The following is a 22004-nucleotide window of genomic DNA, read 5'->3' on the forward strand; positions in this document are numbered from 1 at the left end:
CCACATGCATCTTGCGCATCGGCTTCCGTCTTGGGGTCGTTTGCAGATTCGATCGGTTTCGGGGAATACTCCGTCGAGGTTTACGGCGGCAGCTGCCCTGAGTCGGGAGAAAGCCAATGGAACTCGAGCCCGTCTTCGCAGGGCGGTTCGTCATCGAAGAGCTCGCGGGCACCGGCGGCATGGGTGTGGTGTACCGAGCGCGCGATCGGCAGCGCGACGGAGCCACGGTAGCGCTCAAGGTGCTCGCTTCTTCTGCGTACGAGCGCCATCTTCATGAGCGATTCACGCGCGAGGCCAACGTCCTCGCGCAGCTGCACCATCCGGGGATCGTCTCGTACGTCGACCATGGAACCACGCCGCACGGCGAGGCCTACCTCGTCATGGAGTGGCTCGAAGGTGAAGACTTGGACCAACGCTTGGCCCGACGAGATCTCTCGCTGCCGGAGACCGTGAATTTGTTCCGGCAGATCGCGGATGCTCTCTCGGCGGCGCATCGACATGGGATCGTGCACCGCGATCTCAAGCCGAGAAACATCTTCCTGGTCGGCGGCAACTTGGACCAGGTATCGCTGCTCGACTTCGGCGTGGCGCGGCTGGTGTCGTCCGAACTCACGGCACACGGTCTGGCCGTGGGCACTCCATTGTACATGGCGCCGGAACAAGCGCGTGGCGACCGCAATGTCGGTCCAAGCGCCGACGTGTTCACCCTGGGATCCGTGATGTTCGAGTGCTTGACCGGGAGATCACCTTTCTCGGGAGAGAATACGCCGCTCGTCATGGCGAACATCATGCGTCGAGAAGCTCCGCGCCTGCGAACGCTGCGACCGGCGATGCCGAAAGACGTGGAGGACCTGCTCGCACGGATGCTCTCGAAGGATCCAACGCAGCGTCCGAAGGATGCATGCGCGCTCCTGTGCGATCTCCTCGCGCTCGGGCCGATCCCGGACGTGCCCGACGCCCTCGGGAGTGCGGAGCCTCCTCCCACCACGCTCGCCGCACCGGCGTCGCGCCCGCTGCTCGAGGAGCAGCAGCTCGTGAGCGTCGTCATGTCCGTCAATCCGAACGCGCGCCGCCGTCCCTTCAGGGTGGGAGACGAAGAGCTGACATCGCCGTCTCCCCGGGCAACGCTTGCCGACGCCGTGCGTGGGCGTTTCGGTGCCCGCGTCGACCTGCTCCTCGACGGAACGATGACGGCCATTCTCGCCAAAACCGAGCGGATGACCGCGACCGAGCAAGCCGTGCAGGCCGCGCGGTGCGCACTCTTCGTTCGCGAAATCGAGTCCTCGTTTCAGGTTGCGGTGACCACCGGGCGAGCGGTCGTGCGCGCGCACATGCCAAGCGGGGAGGCCCTCGACCGAGCGCGCACGTTCCTTCGAACGGTCGCGCGGATCGAAACGGCGCCGAGCGGCGTGTGGATCGACGACGTCACGGCGCAGCTCCTCGATGCGCGCTTCCAAACAGGGCGAGCCGCCTCTGGCTTCCGTGTCGTGGAGGAGGAGATCCTCACCGACGAAGCACGGCCCCTGCTCGGCAAACCGACACCCTGCGTGGGGCGCGATCGGGAGCTCGCCCTGCTACGCATGCTGCTCTCGGAGTGTTGCGAAGAGCCGGTGGCGCGGCTGGCCGTGGTCACCGCCGCCGCCGGAATCGGCAAGTCCAGGTTGCGGCGCGAGTTTCTGCGCCAAGTCCATTCCGATGATCGCATGAAGGTCGAGACCTTGGTCGGGCACAGCGATCCGACGCGCGCCGGGGCGCCGTACGGCATTTTGTGGGACGCATTCCGCAGGCTCATCGGCGTGCGCGACGGTGAAGACGTTTCGCTGCAGCAAAACAAACTTCGCGAGCGTGTTGGCCGTCACGTGCCCGCGGGCAAAGTGCAATTCGCCAGTGAATTCATCGGTGAGCTTTGTGGGATTCACTTTCCATCGGAGGCCAGTCCGCGCCTTCAGGATGCGCGGAGCCAGCCCCACTCGATGTTCAGTCATGTGAGCGAGGCCTTGATCACGTTCTTCCGTGCCGAAAGCCATGCACACCCCGTTGTGCTGGTCCTCGAAGATCTGCAATGGAGTGACGTTCTCACGGTGCGTGCGATCGACATGCTGCTCCGCGACTGCGGCGACGAACCCATCATGGTTCTGGCCTTGGCTCGGCCCGAGGTGGACGAGCTCTTTCCAAAGCTCTGGTCGGAGCGCAAACGTCAGGACTTTCGCCTCGATGGCCTCACGAAAAAGGCGAGCACGCAGCTCGTGGCCACCGTACTCGGCGAAGACGTCGAGCCGGCGGCCGTGCCGCGAATCGTCGATCAGGCTGCGGGCAATGCTCTCTTCTTGGAAGAATTGATTCGCTTCGTGGCCAGCGGCGGGGCTGCGGCCATGCCCGCCACGGTGCTCGCCATGCTGCAAGCGCGCCTCAAACGCCTCGACCCCGATCTGCGGCGCGTGCTGCGGGCGGCAAGTATCTTCGGAGGCAGGTTCTGGCGCGGCGGCATCGTCGCACTTCTTGGTGGAGACGACTCACCCGGAAGTATGGACGGATGGCTTCGCGCCCTCGTCGATCAGGAACTCATCGTGCTCGATTCGAGCGGCCGCTTCCTCGGCGACATTCAGTACTCGTTTCGCCATGAGCTGGTACGCGAGGCCGCGCACAGCATGCTCACCGACGCCGATCGCGTCGCCGGCCATCGCGCAGCTGCGCGCTTTCTCGAATCGATGGGCGAACGCAATCCGCGTGTTCTCGCCGAGCACTTCGCTCTCGGCGACATGATGGCTCGGGCCTCGAAGTGCTACACGAAGGCGGCAATCGATGCCTTCGATCACGGAGATATCCGCGCCGTCATTCCTCTGACCGAAAGCGCCATCGCATGCGGAGCCGAGGGCGAGCTCCTGGGGATATCCCTCGCGGTCCGCGGGCGAGCTCACGCTCTGGATTGCGAGTGGGACGAGGCACCTCCGCTCCTCGCTCGGGCTCTTCCTCTCCTGAGCCGCGGAAGTCGGGCGTGGTACATGGCCGCGGGGATGATGCTCCTCGGAGCGGGAGTCCTCGTTCACCCGGACGAGGTGTCGCGCTGGGGAGAGGAGCTTTGGGCCGCCCCTTGCGAGTCGAAGAGCGCGGTGGCGCGGTTGGAGGCCGGCTGGCTTGCGGTGGGGTACTCGGCGCGCGCCGGAGCGCGATCCCAGGCCGAACGCCACCTCGCGAAGATGGATGAACACGCCGCATCCATCACGAGCCTCTTTGGCAAGGGGCTATGGAAGCTCGCCCGTGCAGAATACGCTTGGTATCTGCGCCCGGAGCCCTGGACCGCGTCGATGGCGGCTGCGGAGGCCGAGGGGCTGTTCGAGGCGGGAGGACATCACCGGCTCATGGCGTTTGCGCAAATCTATCGCGGCATCTCGCTGGCTCACCTGGGCAACATCGATGCGGGCGAGCAAAAATTACGGGCCGCCTTGGCCGAGGCGCGCCGCTCACGGGAGCTGTGGCTCATCTCCAATGCAACGCCCTATCTGGCCATGGTTCTCCTCGAGAAAGGGAACGCCGCGTCCGTCGACGAAGCCGAACGGCTCCTTCGCGCGTTCTTGGACCAGCCCGGCGAAAAGAGCTACCGCGGCCTGGCGAACGCCGTTCTCGCGGAGATCCTTCTCTTGCGCGGAGACCTCGCATCTGCGGAAAAACATGCTCGACTCGGCGTCGGTATGATCACGGCGTTCGTCATCTACAGGGCGCACGCCAACGCGGTTCTGACGAAAGTCCTGCAGCATAGCCATCGCCTGGTCGAGGCGTGCAAACACATCGACGCTGCGCTCGAGGCGTGTGCGGACGAGGGTTGCGGTTTCATGGAGGTGCGCCTCTGGCTCGAGGCCTTCGACGCCTACGCGGCAGCAAAGAATCTCGCGGCCATGCGCGCTCTGGAGGGCGCCGTGAAACGGGTACGCGATCGCGCCGAGCACATTTCGGACGCGGATGTCCGGATGCGCTACCTCACGAAGAACGCTGTGAACCGGCGCGTTCTCGAAGAGGCGGAAACGCATCCGAACTTTGCGACAGGGAGGGTGATGTAGCGATGGATCTCGAGCTCAACTCGATTTTCGCCGGGCGATTCCTGCTCGAAGCCGTGGCGGGCACGGGCGGGATGGCCATTGTTTACCGCGCGCGCGACCAAAAGCGTGGCAACGCACCGGTGGCGCTCAAGGTGCTTCGCCGGCTCGGGGACGTGCCCCACGTTCACGAGAGATTCGCGCGCGAGGCGTCTGTCTTGGCCCAATTGCAGCACCCCGGAATCGTGTCGTACATCGATCACGGGATCACACCGCAAGGCGACGCATTTCTCGTTATGGAATGGCTCGAAGGGGAAAGCCTCGGCAAACGTCTGGACCGGGATGGACTTTCCCTCGTCGAAACGGTGACCTTGTTCCGGGGCATCGTCGATGCCCTTTCGGTCGCGCACCGCCGCGGAATCGTGCACCGCGATCTGAAGCCCGAAAACATCTTCCTCCGGGAGGGCAGACCGGATCGTGTGTCGCTGCTCGACTTCGGCGTGGCGCGGCTGATCTCGTCCGAGCTCACGTCGACCGGTCTGGCGCTCGGGACTCCAATCTACATGGCGCCCGAGCAGGCACGCGGAGAGACGATCGGCCCAAGTGCCGACGTGTTCTCGCTGGGATGCGTGATGTTCCGGTGCCTGACCGGGCGTGTGCTCTTCGATGGGAGCCACCCCACGGTCATCATGGCGGGCATTTTGCTCCACGAGGCCCCGGCGTTGCGGGCGTTGCGACCCTCGATGCCAAAGCCCCTGGAGACGCTGCTTGCACGGATGCTCGAGAAGAATCCGCAGCATCGTCCCAGGGACGCGGACGCGCTCCTCGACGCACTGAACCAGCTCGCGGTGCTTTCGGACGAACCCGCGCCCGAGCATGCCATGGCGCGTACCGTCCCGCTGTCCGACGAGCAACAGCTCGTGAGCGTCATCTTGGCCGTCGTGCCAACGCCCGTGGCGGTTCGCTTGCCCCTTGCCGATACGCTGCGCAGCCGCTTCGGTGCGCGCGTCGAGCACCTCGCGGATGGCTCGATGATCGCGACGCTCGCGCAGACGGAAAGCATGACCGCGACCGACCAAGCCGTGCAGGCAGCGCGGTGTGCGCTCTTCCTTCTCGAAGAGTCCCCCGTGCAGCGCATCGTGCTCACGATGGGGCGCGGTGTCGTCGGCGAGCGTCTGCCGGGCGGCGAGGTCATGGATCGCGCGGGCAAGTTGGTGCACGCTTCGCAGACTTCGCAGACGCCGGGCATCTGGGTCGACGACGTGACGGCACAACTGCTCGATGCACGCTTTCGAATGAGTCGAACGGAATCGGGGCTCTGCATTTTGACGGCGGAAGTCGACACGGAGGAACCCCGACTTCTGCTCGGCAAACCGACACCATGCGTCGGACGCCGTCGGGAGCTCGCGCAGCTGCAGATGCTGCTCGCGGAGTGCTGCGAGGACTCGATTGCTCGCCTCTCCCTGGTGATCGCACCGCCCGGGATCGGCAAGTCGCACCTGCGCCGCGAGTTCGTTCGACAAGTGCAGCATGATGCGACCAGGAGCGTCGAGGTATGGCTCGGACGCAGCGACCCGACGCGCGCGGGAGCACCCTATGGCCTGCTCTGGGATGCCTTGCAAAGGCTCATCGGCCTTCACGATGGCGAGGAGATCTCGGCGCAGCAAAGCAGGCTCCGCGAGCGGGTGCGGCGCCATGTGCCCGAGAGCGAAGTGCAATTCGTCACGGAATTCATGGGCGAGATTTGCAAAATCCCCTTTCCATCGGAGACGAGCCCGAAACTGCGGAGCGCGCGCCTGGCGTTAGGCAACCTGGTCGACCAGGTGAGTGTGGCCTTTACCGCCTTCGTGCGCGCCGAATCAGGCGCGCACCCGGTGCTGATCGTGCTCGAGGATCTGCATTGGGGCGACGGTCTCACGGTGCGTCTCGTCGACGACATGCTGCGCGATTGCAGCAACCGCCCCATCATGGTCATGGCTCTCGCCCGGCCCGACGTGGAGACGCTTTATCCGAAGCTGTGGGCCGAGCGCAAACGCGAGGATCTGCGGCTCGGCGGACTGACGAAGAAGGCCAGCTCGGAGCTTGTCACGCAAGTACTCGGCACACAGGTCGCATCCGACGTCGTCGAGCGCATCGCCGACCAGGCAGCAGGCAACGCGCTCTTCTTGGAGGAGCTGATTCGCTTCGTCGCCCAAAATGCGTCGGATGCGATGCCGGATACCGTGATTGCGATGTTGCAAGCACGGTTGCAACGCCTCGAGCCCGACCTGCGCCGCGTGCTTCGTGCGGCCAGCGTTTACGGTGCGACGTTTTGGCGAGGCGGGTTGATGGCGCTGCTCGGAGAGCGCGACTCGGTCGCGACCCTCGACCAGCGGCTCGAAGCGCTGCTCGACCAGGAGCTCGTCGTGCGAAATGGCACGAGCCGCTTTCTCGGAGACGCGCAGTATTCGTTTCGGCACGTGCTCGTACGGGAGGCGGCCCACAGCACGCTGACGGACACGGATCGCTTGCAGGGCCATCGCGCGGCTGCGGCGTTTCTGGAATCAAAGGGGGAACACGATTCCGGCGTTCTCGCAGAGCATTTGGTCCTCGGCGGCGACGAGGAGCGAGCGGCGGAGTACTACGCGCGGGCAGCGACCGAGGCGATCGATTACCACAACGAGCTCGTGATTGCTGGGACACTCGCCGAGCGAGGCATCGCATGTGCGCCGAAAGGCAACACCCTCGCCGCACTCCTGACCACGCGCGGACGCGTGAGCTTCTTTCGCTACGACCACGCGAACGCGTACTCGACCCTTCAAGAAGCGCTGTCGGTGCTCCGCCCCGGGAGCGATCACTGGTGGCTCGCGGCGGGCACACTCGTCCTGGTGATGGCGGGCCTCCTTCGCTGGGGCGAAATCCTGGAGCTCGGGGGAAAAATGCTGACCGCTTCGTGCGATCCCGGGGCCGCCCCACTGCGCATGCGCGCCCTGTGCTACTTGGTCATGAAGCTGATTTGGGGGGGGCGGCGCGCGCAGACTGCGCCTTATCTCGCGCGGCTGGATGACTTGGTCGGCTCCCTCGATGAGGCTCGTGGAAGGGTATGGTGGGAGTTGGCCCACTTGACCGAGTCCTTGTGGTCCAAGCCGGATCCATGGGGCGCCTCGATGGCCGCCTCTCGCGCCGAGGCCGTGCTCGAGCAATCCGAGTATTTGCACCTGCTCGCGCTCACAAGGGTCTTTCGAGGTTGTGCGCTCGTACACCTCGGGAGTATCGACGCGGGCGAGCCGAAGTTGCGTGCCGCCTTGGAGACGGCGCGCCGCAAGCGCGATCCCTATCTCCTCTCCGCCTCGACGCCGTTTCTTGCGATTAGCCTGGTCGACAAAGGGGATGCCGCCTCGATGGACGAAGCGCGGTGCATCCTTCGTGAACTCCTGGAAGGTGTGGGCGATCGCAGCCTGCAAGGAGTTGGGCACGCCATCTTGGCCGATATTCACCTCCGGTACGGCGAGCTCGAGCCCGCGGAACCACTCGCTCGACGCGCGATTGGCATGATCTCGGAATACGCGCTGTTCCGGCCGTTCGCCGACACCGTGCTGACGAATGTCCTGCGGCAGGCCGGTCGTCCTGCCGAGGCCTGCGCGCACGCCGACGCGACGCTCGCGTGGGTCGAATCGGTCGGCGGGTGTGGTGTCTTCGAGGTGCGACTTCGACTTGCCGCGTTCGAGGCGCACGCTGCGGCAGGCAGCCCGGCTGCCGCACACGTTCTGGAGGGTGCCCTCGAGCAGATCCGCCTTCGCGCCGAAGGGATCCCCGATCCGCGCCTTCGCGATCGCTTTCTCTCGCGGGATCCGACCAATCGGCGCGTGCTCGAGGAAGCGCGAAGATTGCTGCCCGCTTCGCTCCTCGCGTCGTTTGCCGATCGCGTTGGTTTCACGGGATACTGACGAGACCTGACGAACCTGAGCGGGGGAGAAAAGCAGATGGCCCTCAAGACCGTCTTTGCGGAGCGGTTCATCGTCGAAGAGCTGGCGGGTTCCGGCGCCATGGGCGTGGTTTATCGCGCGCGCGATCAGCAGCGCAACGGGGCGACGGTGGCGCTCAAGGTGCTGAATTCCGCCGCGTATCTCCATCATTTTCGCGAGCGATTCACGCGCGAGGCCGAGGTCCTGTCGAAGCTGAGTCATCCTGGCATCGTTTCGTACGTCGACCACGGGATCACACCGCAAGGCGAGGCCTACCTCGTCATGGAGTGGCTCGACGGCGAAGACCTCGAGCAACGCTTGGCCCGCCAAAATCTCTCGCTCCCTGAAACCATGACCTTGTTCCGCCAGATCGCGGACGCGCTTTCGGTCGCGCATCGGGCGGGGATCGTGCACCGCGACCTCAAGCCCGAGAACATCTTCTTGATCGGTGGCCGCCTGGACAAGGTGTCGCTGCTCGATTTCGGCGTAGCGCGGCTGATTTCATCCGAGCTCACCGCAACGGGGCTGGCCGTCGGAACCCCTTCGTACATGGCGCCGGAACAAGCACGCGGCGAGCGGCATGTCGGTCCGACCGCCGACGTGTTCACCCTCGGATGCGTGATGTTCGAGTGCCTGACGGGGCAATTGCCCTTTTCGGGAGGCCACGCGTCACTCATCATGGCGAACATCCTTTTTCAAGAGGCCCCGCGGCTCCGAACCGTGCAACCGGCCATGCCGGAAGCGGTGGAGGACCTGCTCGCGCGAATGCTCGCCAAGGATCCAACGTGTCGCCCTCGAGACGCGGGTGCCCTGCTGAGCGAGCTCCTCACCCTGGGGCCATTTTCGGACGTACCTGCCCCCGACGTTCCGAAGGCGCATGGCCTTCCCGCGCCCGTTCGGCCGCTCATCGAAGAGCAACAGCTGGTGAGCGTTATCGTGTCCGTCGACGAGAACACGCGCCCGTGCGTCATGGCAGCGCCCCGGGCAACGCTTGCCCACGCCGTGCGAGGGCGTTTCGGTGCTCAAGTCGAGCTTCTCGTGGACGGATCGATGATTGCGATTCTTGCCCAAACAGAGCGGATGACGGCGACCGAGCAAGCGGTGCAGGCGGCCCGGTGCGCGCTCTTCATCCGCGAGGTCGAGCCCTCGTTCCGGGTCGCGGTGACGACCGGCCGAGGCGTCGTCGGTGCGCGTCTGCCGAGCGGGGAAGCCATCGACCGTGCCAGCGCGCTCCTTCGTGCATTCTCGAGCTTGGAGTCGACGTGGGCGCCGAGTGGCGTGTGGGTCGATGACGTGACGGCGCAGCTCCTCGACGCACGCTTTCAAGTGGTGCGCACTCCCACCGGGGTCTCCATCGTGGAAGCGGAGCTCCACGCCGACGAGGCGCGGCCGCTGCTCGGCAAACCCACACGCTGCGTCGGCCGCGAGCGCGAGCTCTCCCTGCTTCGCATGCTGCTCGCGGAGTGCAACGACGAATCGGTGGCCCGGCTCGCGGTGGTCATCGCCCCGCCAGGAATTGGCAAGACCAGACTCCGTCGCGAGTTCCTGCGGCAAGTTGCCAGCGACCAGACGATGACGACCGAAACGTTGATCGGACAGAGCGATCCGACACGGGCCGGAGCTCCGTATAGCCTTCTCTGGGATGCCTTTCGCAATCTGGTGAACGTTCGCGATGGGGAAGAACTGTCGGTCCAGCAAGACAAGCTTCGCGAGCGCGTCCGGCGTCACATGCCCGAGAACGAAGCGCAGTTCGTCAGCGAGTTGCTCGGTGAACTATGCGGAATTCCGTTTCCATCGGAGACGAGTCCGCGACTTCGCGACGCGCGGAACGAGCCCCAATCGATGTTCAGTCAGGTGAGTTCCGCCCTGGTCTCGTTCTTCCGCGCCGAAAGCGACGTGCACCCCGTTCTGCTGGTCGTGGAAGATCTGCAATGGGGTGACGTTCTCACCGTGCGTGCGGTCGACACGCTGCTCCGCGAGTGCAGCGACAAACCGATCATGGTGCTTGCATTGGCCCGACCCGAGGTCGATGAGCTCTTTCCAAGGCTTTGGTCGGAGCGAACACGCCAGGATTTTCGCCTCGATGGTCTTACGAAAAAAGCGAGCACACAGCTCGCGGCACAGGTCCTTGGTGAGCGAGTCGCACCGGACGTCGTGGCTCGCATCGTCGATCAGGCTGCGGGCAATGCTCTCTTCTTGGAAGAATTGATTCGCTTCGTGGCCGAGGGCGAGTCTGCGGCCATGCCCGCCACGGTGCTCGCGATGCTGCAAGCGCGACTCAAGCGCCTGGAACCCGACTTGCGGCGCGTGCTGCGGGCGGCCAGTGTTTTCGGCGGCACCTTCTGGCGCGGTGGCATCCTGGCGCTCCTCGGAGAACGCGAATCATCGGAGCGCGTGGACGATTGGCTCCGCATGCTCGTCAACCAGGAGCTCGTCTCGCGCGACGATGGGTGCCGTTTCCTCGGCGATGTCCAGTACTCGTTCCGCCACGAGCTCCTACGCGAGGCGACGCACGGCATGCTGACCGACTCGGATCGCGTCGCCGGACATCGCGCCGCTGCGGCTTTTCTCGAATCGATGGGCGAGCGCGATCCACGTGTTCTCGCGGAGCACTTCGCGCTCGGGAACATGATGTCGCTCGCCGCGGGACATTACACGAGAGCGGCGATCGATGCCTTCGATCATAGCGATATCCGTGCCATCGCTCCCCTGACCCAACGGGCCATCGCGTGCGGAGCCGAAGGCCACCTGCTCGGGACCTTGCTGGCGGTGCGCGGCCGGGTTCACGTTCTGGATTGCGAGTGGGAGGAAGCGTATCCGCTCTTCGCTCGGGCGCTGCCCCTGCTGCGCCGTGGCGGTAGGGCATGGTACATGGCCGTGGGGATGATGATTGTCGCCGCGGGAATGGTCTCCCGCCCGGACGAAATGTCATCTTGGGCGGACGCGCTTTGGGCGGCCTCGTGCGAGCCGAAAGGCGCCGTGATGCGGATGGAGGCCGCGTTCCTCACGGTGGGTTACTGTTCGCGTTCCGGCCAGCGAGCGCAGGCCGAACGGCATCTCGCCAAGATGGACGAATGCATCGCGCCCATGACCAGTGTCTTTGCAAGGGGCCTGTGGAAGCTCGCCCGTGCGCATTACACGTGGTACGCCCAGCCGGAGCTCTGGGAAACGTCGACGGCCGCGGCGGACGCGGAAGCGATGTTCGAAGCATGCGGCAGCCACCGCATGGTCGCACTCGCGCGAATCTACCGAGGCATTTCGCTCGCTCACCTGGGCAACATCGATGCAGGCGAGCAAAAATTGCGAGCCGCCTTGGCCGAAGCCCACCGTTCTCGGGAAGCATGGCTCATCTCCACGGCGACGCCCTATCTGGCCATGCTGCTCCTCGACAAAGGGGACGATGCCTCTCTCGACGAAGCCGAACGACTTCTTCGCTCCTTCTTGGACGAGCGTGGTGATCCATCCCTCCAGGGGGTCTCGAACTTGGTTCTTGCCGAGATTCTCGCCGCGCGCGGAGAGCTCGCAGCCGCGGAGAAACATGCTCGACTCGGCCTCGGCATGAGCAACCAGTTTGCCATCTACAGGGTTTACGCCAGCATCGTGCTGACGAGAATCCTGGAGTGCAGCGGGCGACGGCTCGAAGCACGCAACCACATCGACGCCGCGATCCGTTCGCACTCCGGAGATTGCTGTGGGTTCATGGAGGTACGACTCTGGTGGGTCACCTTCGAAGCGCGCGCCGCCGCAAAGACGCCTGCTGCCGCCACAGCGGCGCTCGAGAGGGCCGTCGAACGGATACGCGTTCGCGCCGAGCACATTTCAGGTGCGGACTTCCGAATGGGCTTCCTCACGAAAAACGCGATGAACAGGCGCGTGCTCGACGAGGCAGAAAAGCTCCTCCCTCCTTCGGCGCTGCATTTTGCTCGACGAGGGGGGAAGGGCTAGCGCGCCCCGGCTCGGGTGCAAGGTTCGCAACCCAGCGGCCGACCAAATGTCATTTAACGCCATTGGCGCCATATTAAAGTTGGATATTCCAACATGCATTCATGATTGCAGTTCGGAAACTCATTTTCCGAAGACGGCGATCATTCACTGTGGCGTCTGGTGGAGGACCTACTATGTTCGCCCCCGTTAAGTAGTGCCATCGATCCGCGAGCTCCATATCGGCGAGCCGCGGCGAGTTCCAAGCGGAATCTCTGAGCACAACAGGAGGTCAACATGCGACGTTCCCTACCCGTCGGGTTGTTTCTGCTGCTATCGCTATCCGCGCTTCAAGGGTGCGCTTCGGATATCGAAGATAGTGATTCGAGCCATGCTGCGTTGACGCAAAATGGCGGCAGCGAGCTGCAATGGAAGGAAAACCTCGACTCGGTGGGCGGCGATGTCGTGGGTATTCAGGCCGAAAATGGCGGATGGCGTACGCTTTCCGAGCGCGGCTTATTTACCTTCGCCACGCGCCGATTGGCTCAACCCGTCGATCGCGTATGGGCTACGGCTTCGGGCGACATCCCGGACCAATCCGAAATGGCCATTGAAGTGCGCAATCGCTCCGTCGGCGGCGGTTGGTCGGAGTGGCGAGTCGCGACTTCCCAGGAACCCGCGGTATTTCCGGCGGCCGGCTCCGAGGTTCAGGTTCGAGCCGTGCTCACGGCGAATCCAAATAAGCAATCGCCGGTTCTTCGCACGCTATCTCTCCGCGCCAGCCCTTCCGCCGCATCCGCACCGATGAGCGAGGCCCCGCTGGCCCCGTTGACGTATCGCGTTTACGCGACGCGCGAAGGCTTGGTCGGCGGAACCACGGCCAATGGGCACGTCATCAAATCGCGCGATCACTTCGTAGCCCTCCCCACGCGGCGCGCGCTCGCCAGCAACGGCGGAAGAGAATACACGGTGACGCTCCGATACAATGGCCACACGGTCACCGAGCCCGTATGGGACGTCGGGCCGTGGAATACCAAGGACGATTATTGGAATCCTTCGGCGACGCGCGAGATGTGGCGCGACCTCCCGCAGGGCAAGCCCGAATCGCAGGCCGCCTACCAAAATGGCTACAATGGCGGCAAAGACCAATTCGGACGAACGGTGGCCAATCCCGCCGGGATCGACCTCGCGGATGGCACCTTTTGGGACTCCCTCGGCATGTCCGACAACGATTGGGTCGACGTCACCTACAACTGGACGAGCGGCGGCGGCTCGACCTGGGAGGCCATCGTGGACGATGCCACCGCGGGACGATTCCACGCCAGCGCCAACTGGGGCACATCCACGTATTCTTCCCAGCGATACGGCACCGGCTATCGCTTTGCGACGCCCGAGGCGGTGAGCGATCCTGCGTGGTTCGCCGTCGATGTTCCCGCAGCCGGCAATTACGAGGCCTTCGTCTACTACCCTGCCGACCCGGGCTACAATTCCCAAACGCCCTTCCTGGTGCAGGCCACCGACGGCGTGCGCACCGTCAAAGTCGATCAGCGCCAGGGCGGCGGCCAGTGGGTCAGCCTGGGTGTCTTCCCCATCGCAGCCGGTGACCACGACGTCGTCGGCGTGAGCCGCTGGACGACCACCACCGGCTACGTCATCGCCGACGCGGTCAAATTGGTTCGCCGTTGATATTTCCTCATACAACTTCATTTGGGCACCAGGAGGAGGATTCCCATGCGGATGTCGTCACGGTCGTTCCTATTGGTCACGCTGCTCGTTGCCTCGGCCTGTGCCACGGCTTGTACCGCCCCGGAGGACGCGAATACGGGCGAGGTCACGCCGCAGGCGCTCCAAGATAGCCGCAAATCCTTCGATGCGATGTTCGAGGATGCGGCCCGCGAATTCAACGTTCCCGCGAACCTGCTCAAGGCCATCGCTTACACGGAGACGCGCATGGAAATGGTGCGCGGCGAACAGGAATTCGAGGGTCGCCCCCCCGCGTTCGGCGTCATGGCCCTGCGCGGCGACAACCTTGCGCGCGGCGCGAAGCTCGCCGGTGTCACCCCGGAAAAAGCGCAGTCGGATCCGCGCGCGAACATCCGCGCCGGCGCCGCAGTACTGGCCTCGCTCGCCGACGAAGCGGGCCTCGCCGATCGCGCCGACGTGGGCGCGTGGGCTCCCTTGGCGGTGAAGCTCGGGGACATCACCAACGCGGAGGCGCAATCGCATTACATCCATCGCGAGGTCTACGAGCTAATCCGCCGCGGGGAGCCGGCGGCGGGCATCGCCCCCACCGAGGGCGTGCGTCCGCAGTTTGCCGAGATTCGCAGCGCCGTGGAGGCCGCAGGGCCCGACTATCCCGCTTCGATCTGGCGCCCGTCCCCCAACTACGGCTCCCGCCCCTCGGGCGACATCGGCGACCCGGGGATGATCGTCATCCACACCTGCGAAGGAGGCTATTCCGGCTGCTGGAGTTGGCTCACCAACTCGGAATCGCAGGTGAGCGCGCACTACGTGGTCAACGAAAGCGGCAGCGAGGTATCCCAGTTGGTTCGCGAATCGAACCGCGCCTGGCACGTCGCCGCCACCTACAAATGCTCGCTCAACAGCAGCGTGGAATGCTGGCGCAATGGCTATTCCGTGAATCACTTCTCGGTGGGCATCGAGCACGGCGGCTTCGCGAGCCAGTCCTCGTTCCCGGCCGGCCAGATCGACGCCTCGGCGAAATTGTCGTGCGACATCTCACGCGACCAAGCCATCCCGCGCGATCGCTTCCACATCATCGCCCACGGCCAATTGCAGCCAGAAAACCGAGTCGATCCGGGGCCGAACTGGCCGTGGACCAGCTACATCAGCAAGATCAACGCCTTTTGCGGAAGCGCCGGCGGCGAAATCATCGTCGACAGCGACAATGCCAACAACGACACGACCAAGGGCAAAATCGAAGTGTCCAGCGAGTGGGCTACGGGCTCCGCGACCAGTGGTTACTACGGCAGCGGCTACCTCTATGCCTCCACGACGGACACCGCCGACAAGGCCACGTTCTCGTTCTACCTGCCCGCCGCCGCCACCAAGACCGTCGATGCCTGGTGGGTCGCCGGCACGAACCGGACGACCACCGCCCCCTTCGTGGCGATTGACGCCAATGGCAACACGGTCGCGACGGTAAATGCCAATCAGCAAGCCAATGGCGGTAAGTGGAACACGCTGGGGTCGTGGTCGTTCCCGGCGGGATGGAACAAAATCGAACTCCGGCGCTCGGCCGCCGAGGGAAGCGTGGTCATCGCCGATGCGGTTCGCATTCGCTAGCGCCCACGCGCTGCGTGGGGTGCCCCTTTTGGGGCTCCTTCTCCTGACGGGATGCACCACCTCCTCGTGTGGTGGTGCATCCGGCTCGGGGGAAATCGGCACCAAAGAGCGTGCCGCGATGCCGGGGCGCATCTACTTCGTCTCCGAGCGCGCGGGCCAAAAGGACGTGTGGTGGATCGATGGCCGGGGCCAGGAAGGCCGGGTCACCCAGGGCCCCGAGGACGAGTTCCCCGCCGCGCCGACCCCCGATGGCCTGGGTCTGCTCGTTGTCTCGTGGCGCATGGAAAACGGTGCGCGACGCGAAGAGCTCCGCCTGCATCCGACGAACCCAGCGACCCCGCCGAAAGACAGTGCCCCTTCCCCCGGACAGCCGCTGACCGCGCTGCGCGGCAGGGCACGGCATCCGAGCTTCTCGCCCGATGGCCGCTGGTTCGTGGCCGAATCGGACGAATTGGGCTTCAGCGACTTGGTCCGCACGGACACGCAATCGCACCGCGAGGAGCGCCTCACCGCCGCGCGCGAGGGCTGCTTCGAGCCGGAGGTCTCGCCCGACGGAAAGCACATCGCCTTCGTCTCGAGCAAGGAGGGCGATCCCGAGATCTACGTGATGGACGCCGACGGCACGAACGAGCGGCGCATCACCGCCTTTCATCGCGAAGACTGGTCGCCGAAGTGGAGCCCCGACGGAGCGTGGCTCGCCTTTCTGAGCAATCGCGAAAACCGCGACCGCGTCTACGTCGTTCGCCCCGACGGGTCGAACGTGCACCCAGCCTCGGGCTCCGCATTCGCGGGCGACGAGCGCGAGCTCGCCTTCGCCCCTGACGGCAAGCACGTCGCCTACGTGAGCCGCGCCGCCGACGGGAAGAGCCGCATCTGGGTCGCGCCCGTCGAAGGCGATGGCCCCGTCGCCCTCACCGATGGAGCCTTTCGCGACGACGCCCCCGCGTGGAGCCCGGATGGAAAGCACATCGTCTTCGTCTCGGAGCGCCAAAACGACGTCGATCTCTATGTGATGCGAAAAGACGGAACGGGGCAAACGCGCCTCACGCACTCCAAAGGCGCGGACTGGTCTCCCCGTTGGGTCGCGGCATCGACACGGTGATGCGATCCAACCGCGGATTTCAAATCTCGCGGCACAATCTTACATCGCGTTAAGATATCAAATACATTACCCAAGCAACGATATTCCCGCTTTCGGTTCACGTCATATCGATGCTGCTTCGACATCCAATCATCATGCTCGACTATTAATAGTATGTACGCCCATGAACGACGCTGAGATTGCCGAGTTCGTCCGATTAAGTCATTGATATACGGAATTTTAATTCTATGCTCCACCGGCGATGGCAACCAAGCCGGTGGCACACATCTCGGATGGCCGGCATGCGACCTTTTGGGGGCTGGCCGCTGCAAGCGTACTCACCGCTGCGATTTACGTCGGTAGCCGGCGCCTTCGCGATTTCGACGCGGCGCTGGTGCCCTACGCGGGCGCTACCGTGTTTGCCGCATTCGGCATCGGTTATCGCTATAGCATGTGGATCCGCCGTCCCCCGACCAACCTCTATTGGAGGCGAGGCTGGCAGATCTTCCTGCGCCGTCTGCCCGCCAATACGATAAAGCTCGCGACCATCGTATGGAACGACATCATCGCACAGCGCTTCATCGCGAGGCGCTCGCGCAAACGATGGCTCGCGCACATGCTCATCGCTTGGGGATGCATGCTTGCCGCGGCGGTAACACTACCGCTCACCTTCGGCTGGGTGCGTTTCGAAAGCGAACCGTCGGCACAACTCACGTACGACGCATTGGTCTTCGGGATCAAAGTGTTGCGTTTCGACAGCAACGGGCCTCTGGCGCCCCTCGTTTTCAACGTGCTCGACATCGCCGCGGTCATGGTCCTCGCGGGCGTCGCCATCGCCTTGTGGCGGCGCACCGGCGATCGCGGGGCCCTCGCGCTCCAGCAGCCGGTCAACGACCTATTACCGCTGGTACTACTTTTCGCAGTATCCCTCACGGGGCTCTTCCTCACATTATCGACGCATCTTTTGCGCGGCGTGCACTATGCCTTCTTGTCCGAAGTTCACGCCATTACGGTGATCTTCACCCTGCTCTATCTGCCGTTCGGCAAATTCTTTCATATTTTCCAAAGACCAGCACAGCTCTCGATCAAGTTCTACAAAGAGGCTGGCGCACGTGGCGGTGATGCACATTGTGTGCGCTGCAATGGCGCGTACACGAGCCAACTGCACGTGGACGACCTCAAGAGCGTCGAGGCAACACTCGGCATTCGCTACGACACGGCCGACGGGCACTACCAAGACGTCTGCCCGGCGTGTCGCCGAAAAATGCTGGCCCTCGCCCAAGATTCGCTCTGGAGGCAATGATTCATGGCCAAACTCCCAACATCGGTCCCATTACTCATCGACCGGTTCGGCCCGCACACGCATACCGTTCCCCCCGGCGGTTGGACCTCCGCCGAAGTTCCCGACAGAACCGTCAAAACCCATTGTTGCTTTTGCGGCCAGCAATGCGGTATCCAGCTCAAAGTCAAAGACAACAAAGTCGTCGGATTCGAACCTTGGCAAGATTTTCCCTTCAACTTGGGAAAGCTCTGCCCCAAAGGCGTTAAGCGCTATTTGCAAGGCGACCACCCGGATCGCTTGCTCACACCGCTCGAACGGGTCGAAGGCGAAGGGTTTCGCCGCACCGATTGGAATACGGCGCTCGACCGCACGGCGGAGGCCATTCGCCGCATCCAGAAGGAGCACGGGCACGACGCCTTCGCCGTGCTCACCGGCGCCTCGCTGACCAACGAGAAAGCCTACCTCATGGGCAAGTTCGCCCGTGTCGCCCTGCGCACGGCGAACATCGATTACAACGGGCGGCTCTGCATGGTCTCCGCGGCGGCCGCATCCAAGAAGATCCTCGGCTACGACCGCGCGGCCAATCCGTGGAGCGATATCCGCAAATCCAAGTGCATCCTCGTCGCCGGCGCCAACATCGCCGAGTGCGCACCGATCACCACGGAATATCTCTGGTCCGCCCGAGAAGCCGGCGCGAAAATCATCGTGCTCGACCCGCGCATGACCCCCATCGCGCGCACCGTCGATTTGTACATTCCCGTTCGTTCGGGCGGAGATATCGGCATCTTCAATGGCATGCTTCACGTGATGATCGAACGCGGTTGGATCGACCGCGACTTCATCGCCAAGCACACCACCGGCTTCGAAGAGGTCGAACGAACCGTCAAAAAGTATACGCCTGAGTATGCTTCCAAGATCGCGGGCGTTCCGGCCTCCATGATTGTGCGCGCCGCCGAGATGTGGGGACCGGCGGAGTCGAGTTTCCTCCTTCACTCGCGCGGCATCGAGCACCACACCAAGGGTGTCGAGAATTGCATGGCCGCCATCAACCTGGTGGTGGCCACCGGCCGCATCGGCCGCGAAGGCTCCGGTTACGCGATGATCACGGGTCAGGGCAATGGCCAGGGCGCGCGCGAGCAAGGGCAGAAGTGCGATCAGCTCCCCGGTCATCGCGACATCGAGAATCCCGAACATCGCGAGCACATGGCCAACGTGTGGGGTGTGCTGGAGTCATCCATTCCGCGCAAAGGGCTGAGCGCCCTGGAGCTCTTCGAAGCGGCGCACGCGCGCAAAATCCGCGGCATGGTTCTCCTGTCGTTCAACCCCATGGTTTCGCTGCCGGATCAGCGCTTCATCCGCGAAGCGATCGAACGGCTCGAGTTTTTCGCGGTCATCGACTTCTTCCTGTCCGAAACGGCGCGCTTCGCCGACATCGTGTTTCCGGGCTCGCTCATGGAGGAAGACGAGGGCACCACCACCAGTGCGGAGGGGCGCGTCATCCACCATCGCCAGGTCGTCGACCCGCCCGGCGAGGCGCGGCAAGATTGGAAGATCATTTGCGATCTCGCCGCACGGGTCGGCCCCAAAGACAAATTCGCGTTCTCCTCCCCCAAGGAGATCTTCGACGAGCTGCGCCAAGCCTCGCGGGGCGGCGCCTCCGACTATTACGGCATCACCTGGGAGAAGATCGACGAGCAGAATGGGGTATTCTGGCCTTGCCCAGAGCTCGATCATCCAGGGACGCCTCGCCTCTACGAGGGCGGTCGCTTCGCACACCCCGATGGCAAAGCGCATTTCCAACCCGTGGAGTGGCGCCCCGCCGCGGAGGAGCCGGACGAGGAATATCCCATTACGTTGACCTCCGGGCGCGTGGTGGCCCACTACCTTTCGGGCAACCAGACACGCCGCATCGGGGCGCTGGTCAAACAGACGCCGCAACCGTACTGCGAAATGCACCCGCGTCTCGCGGAGAAGCTCTCCGTGACGGAAGGCGATTTCGTCCGCATCGAAAGCCGCCGTGGTTCGACGACCCTGCGTGCCTTGATCGTCAAGACCATCCGCCCCGACCACGTCTTCGTTCCGTACCATTGGCCGCTGGAGCGCTCGGTCAACAACTGCACCATCCGCGCCATCGACCCGGTGTCGAAGATTCCCGAATTCAAAATATGCGCCGTGCGCGTCGCCAAGTCGGCGGCGCCCGAGGACGATCATGTGAAGCTCGCCCCCGAAGCGGGAGGTCTACGATGAGCGAGTTGGCCTTTTTCATCGACTATTCCCGGTGCATCGGGTGCCGTGCCTGCGTTCAAGCGTGCGAAGAGTGCGACACGCACCGCGGCCAGTCGATGATCCATCTGGAAACCATCGAGCGGCGCGATACCGTGCAGACGGCACCGCAAATGTGCATGCACTGCGAAGATCCCGTGTGTGCACGCGTATGCCCGGCCGACGCCATCAAACAGACCCCCGAGGGGGTGACGCAATCGTCGCTCAAGCCGCGCTGCATCGGTTGCGCGAATTGCGTGATGGCCTGCCCCTTCGGCGTACCCAAATACGAAGCACACATCGACCAAATGATGAAGTGCGACTATTGCTTCGATCGCACCAGCGTCGGCAAAAAGCCCATGTGTGCGACCGTCTGCCCGTCGCAAGCGCTGACCTTCACCACGCGCGAAGAAATCGAACGAACGCGGCGCGGGCGGCCCATCAACGAGTGGCGGTTCGGGGACGAGGTGGTGCGCACCAAAGTCTTCGTTCTCGTCCCGCCCGCCACCACCCGGGTCGACGTCGGCCTCGGTGCGCTTCGTGCGGGAAAGAATGGCCCGCACATCCGCCCCGTCGCCAAGGACGACGTCGCCGCTCTTTTGGAGGATTTGCCATGAGCGAGGATGCAAAACGGCATTTGCCCCTCTGGCGTCGTGATTTCCCCATTCGTTGGGATGAGGACCATTACGTCACCCGCCGCCAGCTGGCGAAGTTTCTCACGTTGGGCTCTGCCATTCTCGTGGGTGCGAACCTCGCCATGGTCGCCGCCGGGCGCACGAGAACGTCCATGGCGTATCCTCCGCAACGCCTTTGCGCGGCGGACGCGCTCGGGCCGGGGGAATCGCTTTTGTTCCGCTACCCCACGGCCCAAGATCCGTGCATCCTCGTGCGCACGAAGACGGGCGCCCTGGTCGCGTTCTCCCAGGTTTGCACGCATTTGTCGTGCGCCGTGGTGTATCGCCCAGCGGACGATCGTCTGTTCTGCCCTTGCCACGAGGGCGTTTTCGCCTGCCACGAAGGAACGGCCGGCGCAGAGCCGCTGGAGGGACCGCCCGAACGTCCCCTCCCGCGCATCACCTTGGACGTGCGTCAGGGCGACGTTTTTGCGACAGGAGTGGTCTCATGAGTTCCGAATCGAGGAAGCAAGCGCTCCACGTATTCACCTTCGTCGCGTGCCTCGTGGGCATGGGCGTCGTATTGCAATTATGGCTGCTCGGCGCCTCGCTGGAGGCCGCATTGGATGGCAAGAGAGATCTCCTGCTCCCGGCGGCCGCCGCCTCGCTGATTCTCTTCGGGGTTCACGCCGGCCTGCTGGCCTTCGTGCACCGGGTGGATCGGCACACGACTCAAGCTAGCTGAGAAGCTCGGCGAGCCGGTCCCAGGTCTCCACCGCGCCGGCTTCGGCGCCGCTTTGCATCATTCCGTCGCGCGCTTCGAGCGACTGGAAAATCGATTTGGACGTGATGCGCGTTTTGCCCTCGATCTCCTCGAAGAGCACCGTTTCGAGGAGCACGTGGCCGGGCATGCCCTCGAACTCGAAGGTGTAGACGAGCCGCTCGGGTGAGAGGGCCTCGTGGTACACGCCGTTGAAGGCGAATTCGTGCCCGGCACCATCGCGCTGAACGAACCGCCAGATGCCACCTTTCTTGGCCTCCAGCTTGTCGACCACCGTGGTGAGGCTCCGCGGCCCCCACCACCGCGGAACCGCTTCCGGATTGATGTACGCCGCAAACACGCGGGCGCGTGGGGCGTCGAACGTGCGCGCCATGGAGATCTCTTGCTTGCCCGGTTCGGCGATGAAGATCGTCTTGCTCATTTTGGTTTCTCCTCGTTCGCGGAATTCATGTCACTCAAAAATGCGTCGAGCCGATCGAAGCTCTCTTCCCAGTGCTCGCGGTAGTTCCATACCCACGTGGCCACCTCTTTGAGCGGCGCAGCCTCCAAGCGACACGGGCGCCATTGCGCCTTGCGCGTCTGCGCGACGAGTCCCGCGCGCTGCAGAACCTTGAGGTGCTTCGAGATGGTGGGGAGCCGTAAGTCGAATGGCTCCGCGAGTTCGTTCACCGTGGCCTCCCCCTGTGCCAGCCGCGCCAAGATGGCGCGCCGCGTAGGATCGGCCAGTGCGGCAAACGTGAGGCTAAGCGGGTCCATTTATTTTCCTCATTGGCTAATTAGCT

General features: G+C 64.1%; 13 protein-coding genes. 11 read left to right on the forward strand and 2 right to left on the reverse strand.

Going from position 1 to position 22004, the window contains the following annotated elements; all coding sequences use genetic code 11:
• Positions 1–116 precede the first annotated feature (116 nt).
• The 11 genes from LVJ94_28630 (at position 117) to LVJ94_28680 (ending at position 21186) form a co-directional block, all read left to right on the forward strand.
• Complete coding sequence (locus tag LVJ94_28630) at positions 117–4055, forward strand: protein kinase (GenBank protein WXB00875.1); 3939 nt, start codon at positions 117–119, stop codon at positions 4053–4055.
• 2 nt (positions 4056–4057) lie between these two features.
• Positions 4058–7957, forward strand: coding sequence for a protein kinase (locus LVJ94_28635; protein WXB00876.1), 3900 nt, complete (start codon positions 4058–4060; stop codon positions 7955–7957).
• Between the two features lie 36 nt (positions 7958–7993).
• Positions 7994–11920, forward strand: coding sequence for a protein kinase (locus LVJ94_28640; GenBank protein ID WXB00877.1), 3927 nt, complete (start codon positions 7994–7996; stop codon positions 11918–11920).
• A gap of 273 nt (positions 11921–12193) precedes the next feature.
• A complete protein-coding gene (locus LVJ94_28645) occupies positions 12194–13582 on the forward strand; it encodes a hypothetical protein (GenBank protein WXB00878.1) in 1389 nt (462 codons plus the stop codon).
• Positions 13583–13627: 45 nt separating this feature from the next.
• Positions 13628–15202: an N-acetylmuramoyl-L-alanine amidase gene (locus LVJ94_28650; GenBank protein ID WXB00879.1), complete on the forward strand. Its 1575-nt coding sequence runs from the start codon at positions 13628–13630 to the stop codon at positions 15200–15202.
• Complete coding sequence (locus tag LVJ94_28655) at positions 15183–16304, forward strand: LpqB family beta-propeller domain-containing protein (protein WXB00880.1); 1122 nt, start codon at positions 15183–15185, stop codon at positions 16302–16304. Before LVJ94_28650 ends, LVJ94_28655 begins: the two co-directional genes overlap by 20 nt.
• A gap of 241 nt (positions 16305–16545) precedes the next feature.
• The gene (locus LVJ94_28660) at positions 16546–17586 is read left to right on the forward strand and encodes a hypothetical protein (protein ID WXB00881.1); all 1041 of its coding nucleotides are present in this window, start codon (positions 16546–16548) and stop codon (positions 17584–17586) included.
• A 3-nt stretch (positions 17587–17589) separates the two neighbouring features.
• Positions 17590–19812, forward strand: coding sequence for a molybdopterin-dependent oxidoreductase (locus tag LVJ94_28665; protein WXB00882.1), 2223 nt, complete (start codon positions 17590–17592; stop codon positions 19810–19812).
• A complete protein-coding gene (locus LVJ94_28670) occupies positions 19809–20444 on the forward strand; it encodes a 4Fe-4S dicluster domain-containing protein (GenBank protein ID WXB00883.1) in 636 nt (211 codons plus the stop codon). Before LVJ94_28665 ends, LVJ94_28670 begins: the two co-directional genes overlap by 4 nt.
• Positions 20441–20953: a Rieske 2Fe-2S domain-containing protein gene (locus LVJ94_28675; protein WXB00884.1), complete on the forward strand. Its 513-nt coding sequence runs from the start codon at positions 20441–20443 to the stop codon at positions 20951–20953. Before LVJ94_28670 ends, LVJ94_28675 begins: the two co-directional genes overlap by 4 nt.
• Positions 20950–21186 carry a hypothetical protein gene (locus LVJ94_28680; GenBank protein WXB00885.1) on the forward strand — a complete coding sequence of 79 codons (237 nt, stop codon included), beginning with the start codon at positions 20950–20952 and terminating at the stop codon, positions 21184–21186. The genes LVJ94_28675 and LVJ94_28680 overlap by 4 nt, the downstream gene beginning before the upstream one ends.
• On the opposite strand, the gene LVJ94_28685 is transcribed toward LVJ94_28680, so the two are convergent.
• Both LVJ94_28685 and LVJ94_28690 read right to left on the reverse strand, forming a co-directional pair.
• Positions 21179–21643, reverse strand: coding sequence for an SRPBCC family protein (locus tag LVJ94_28685; GenBank protein ID WXB00886.1), 465 nt, complete (start codon positions 21641–21643; stop codon positions 21179–21181). The genes LVJ94_28680 and LVJ94_28685 overlap by 8 nt on opposite strands.
• Positions 21640–21978: a metalloregulator ArsR/SmtB family transcription factor gene (locus tag LVJ94_28690; protein WXB00887.1), complete on the reverse strand. Its 339-nt coding sequence runs from the start codon at positions 21976–21978 to the stop codon at positions 21640–21642. Before LVJ94_28690 ends, LVJ94_28685 begins: the two co-directional genes overlap by 4 nt.
• Positions 21979–22004: the final 26 nt, after the last annotated feature.

This window comes from Sorangiineae bacterium MSr11367 (assembly GCA_037157805.1).
Taxonomy (GTDB): Bacteria; Myxococcota_A; Polyangia; order Polyangiales; family Polyangiaceae; genus Pendulispora; species Pendulispora rubella.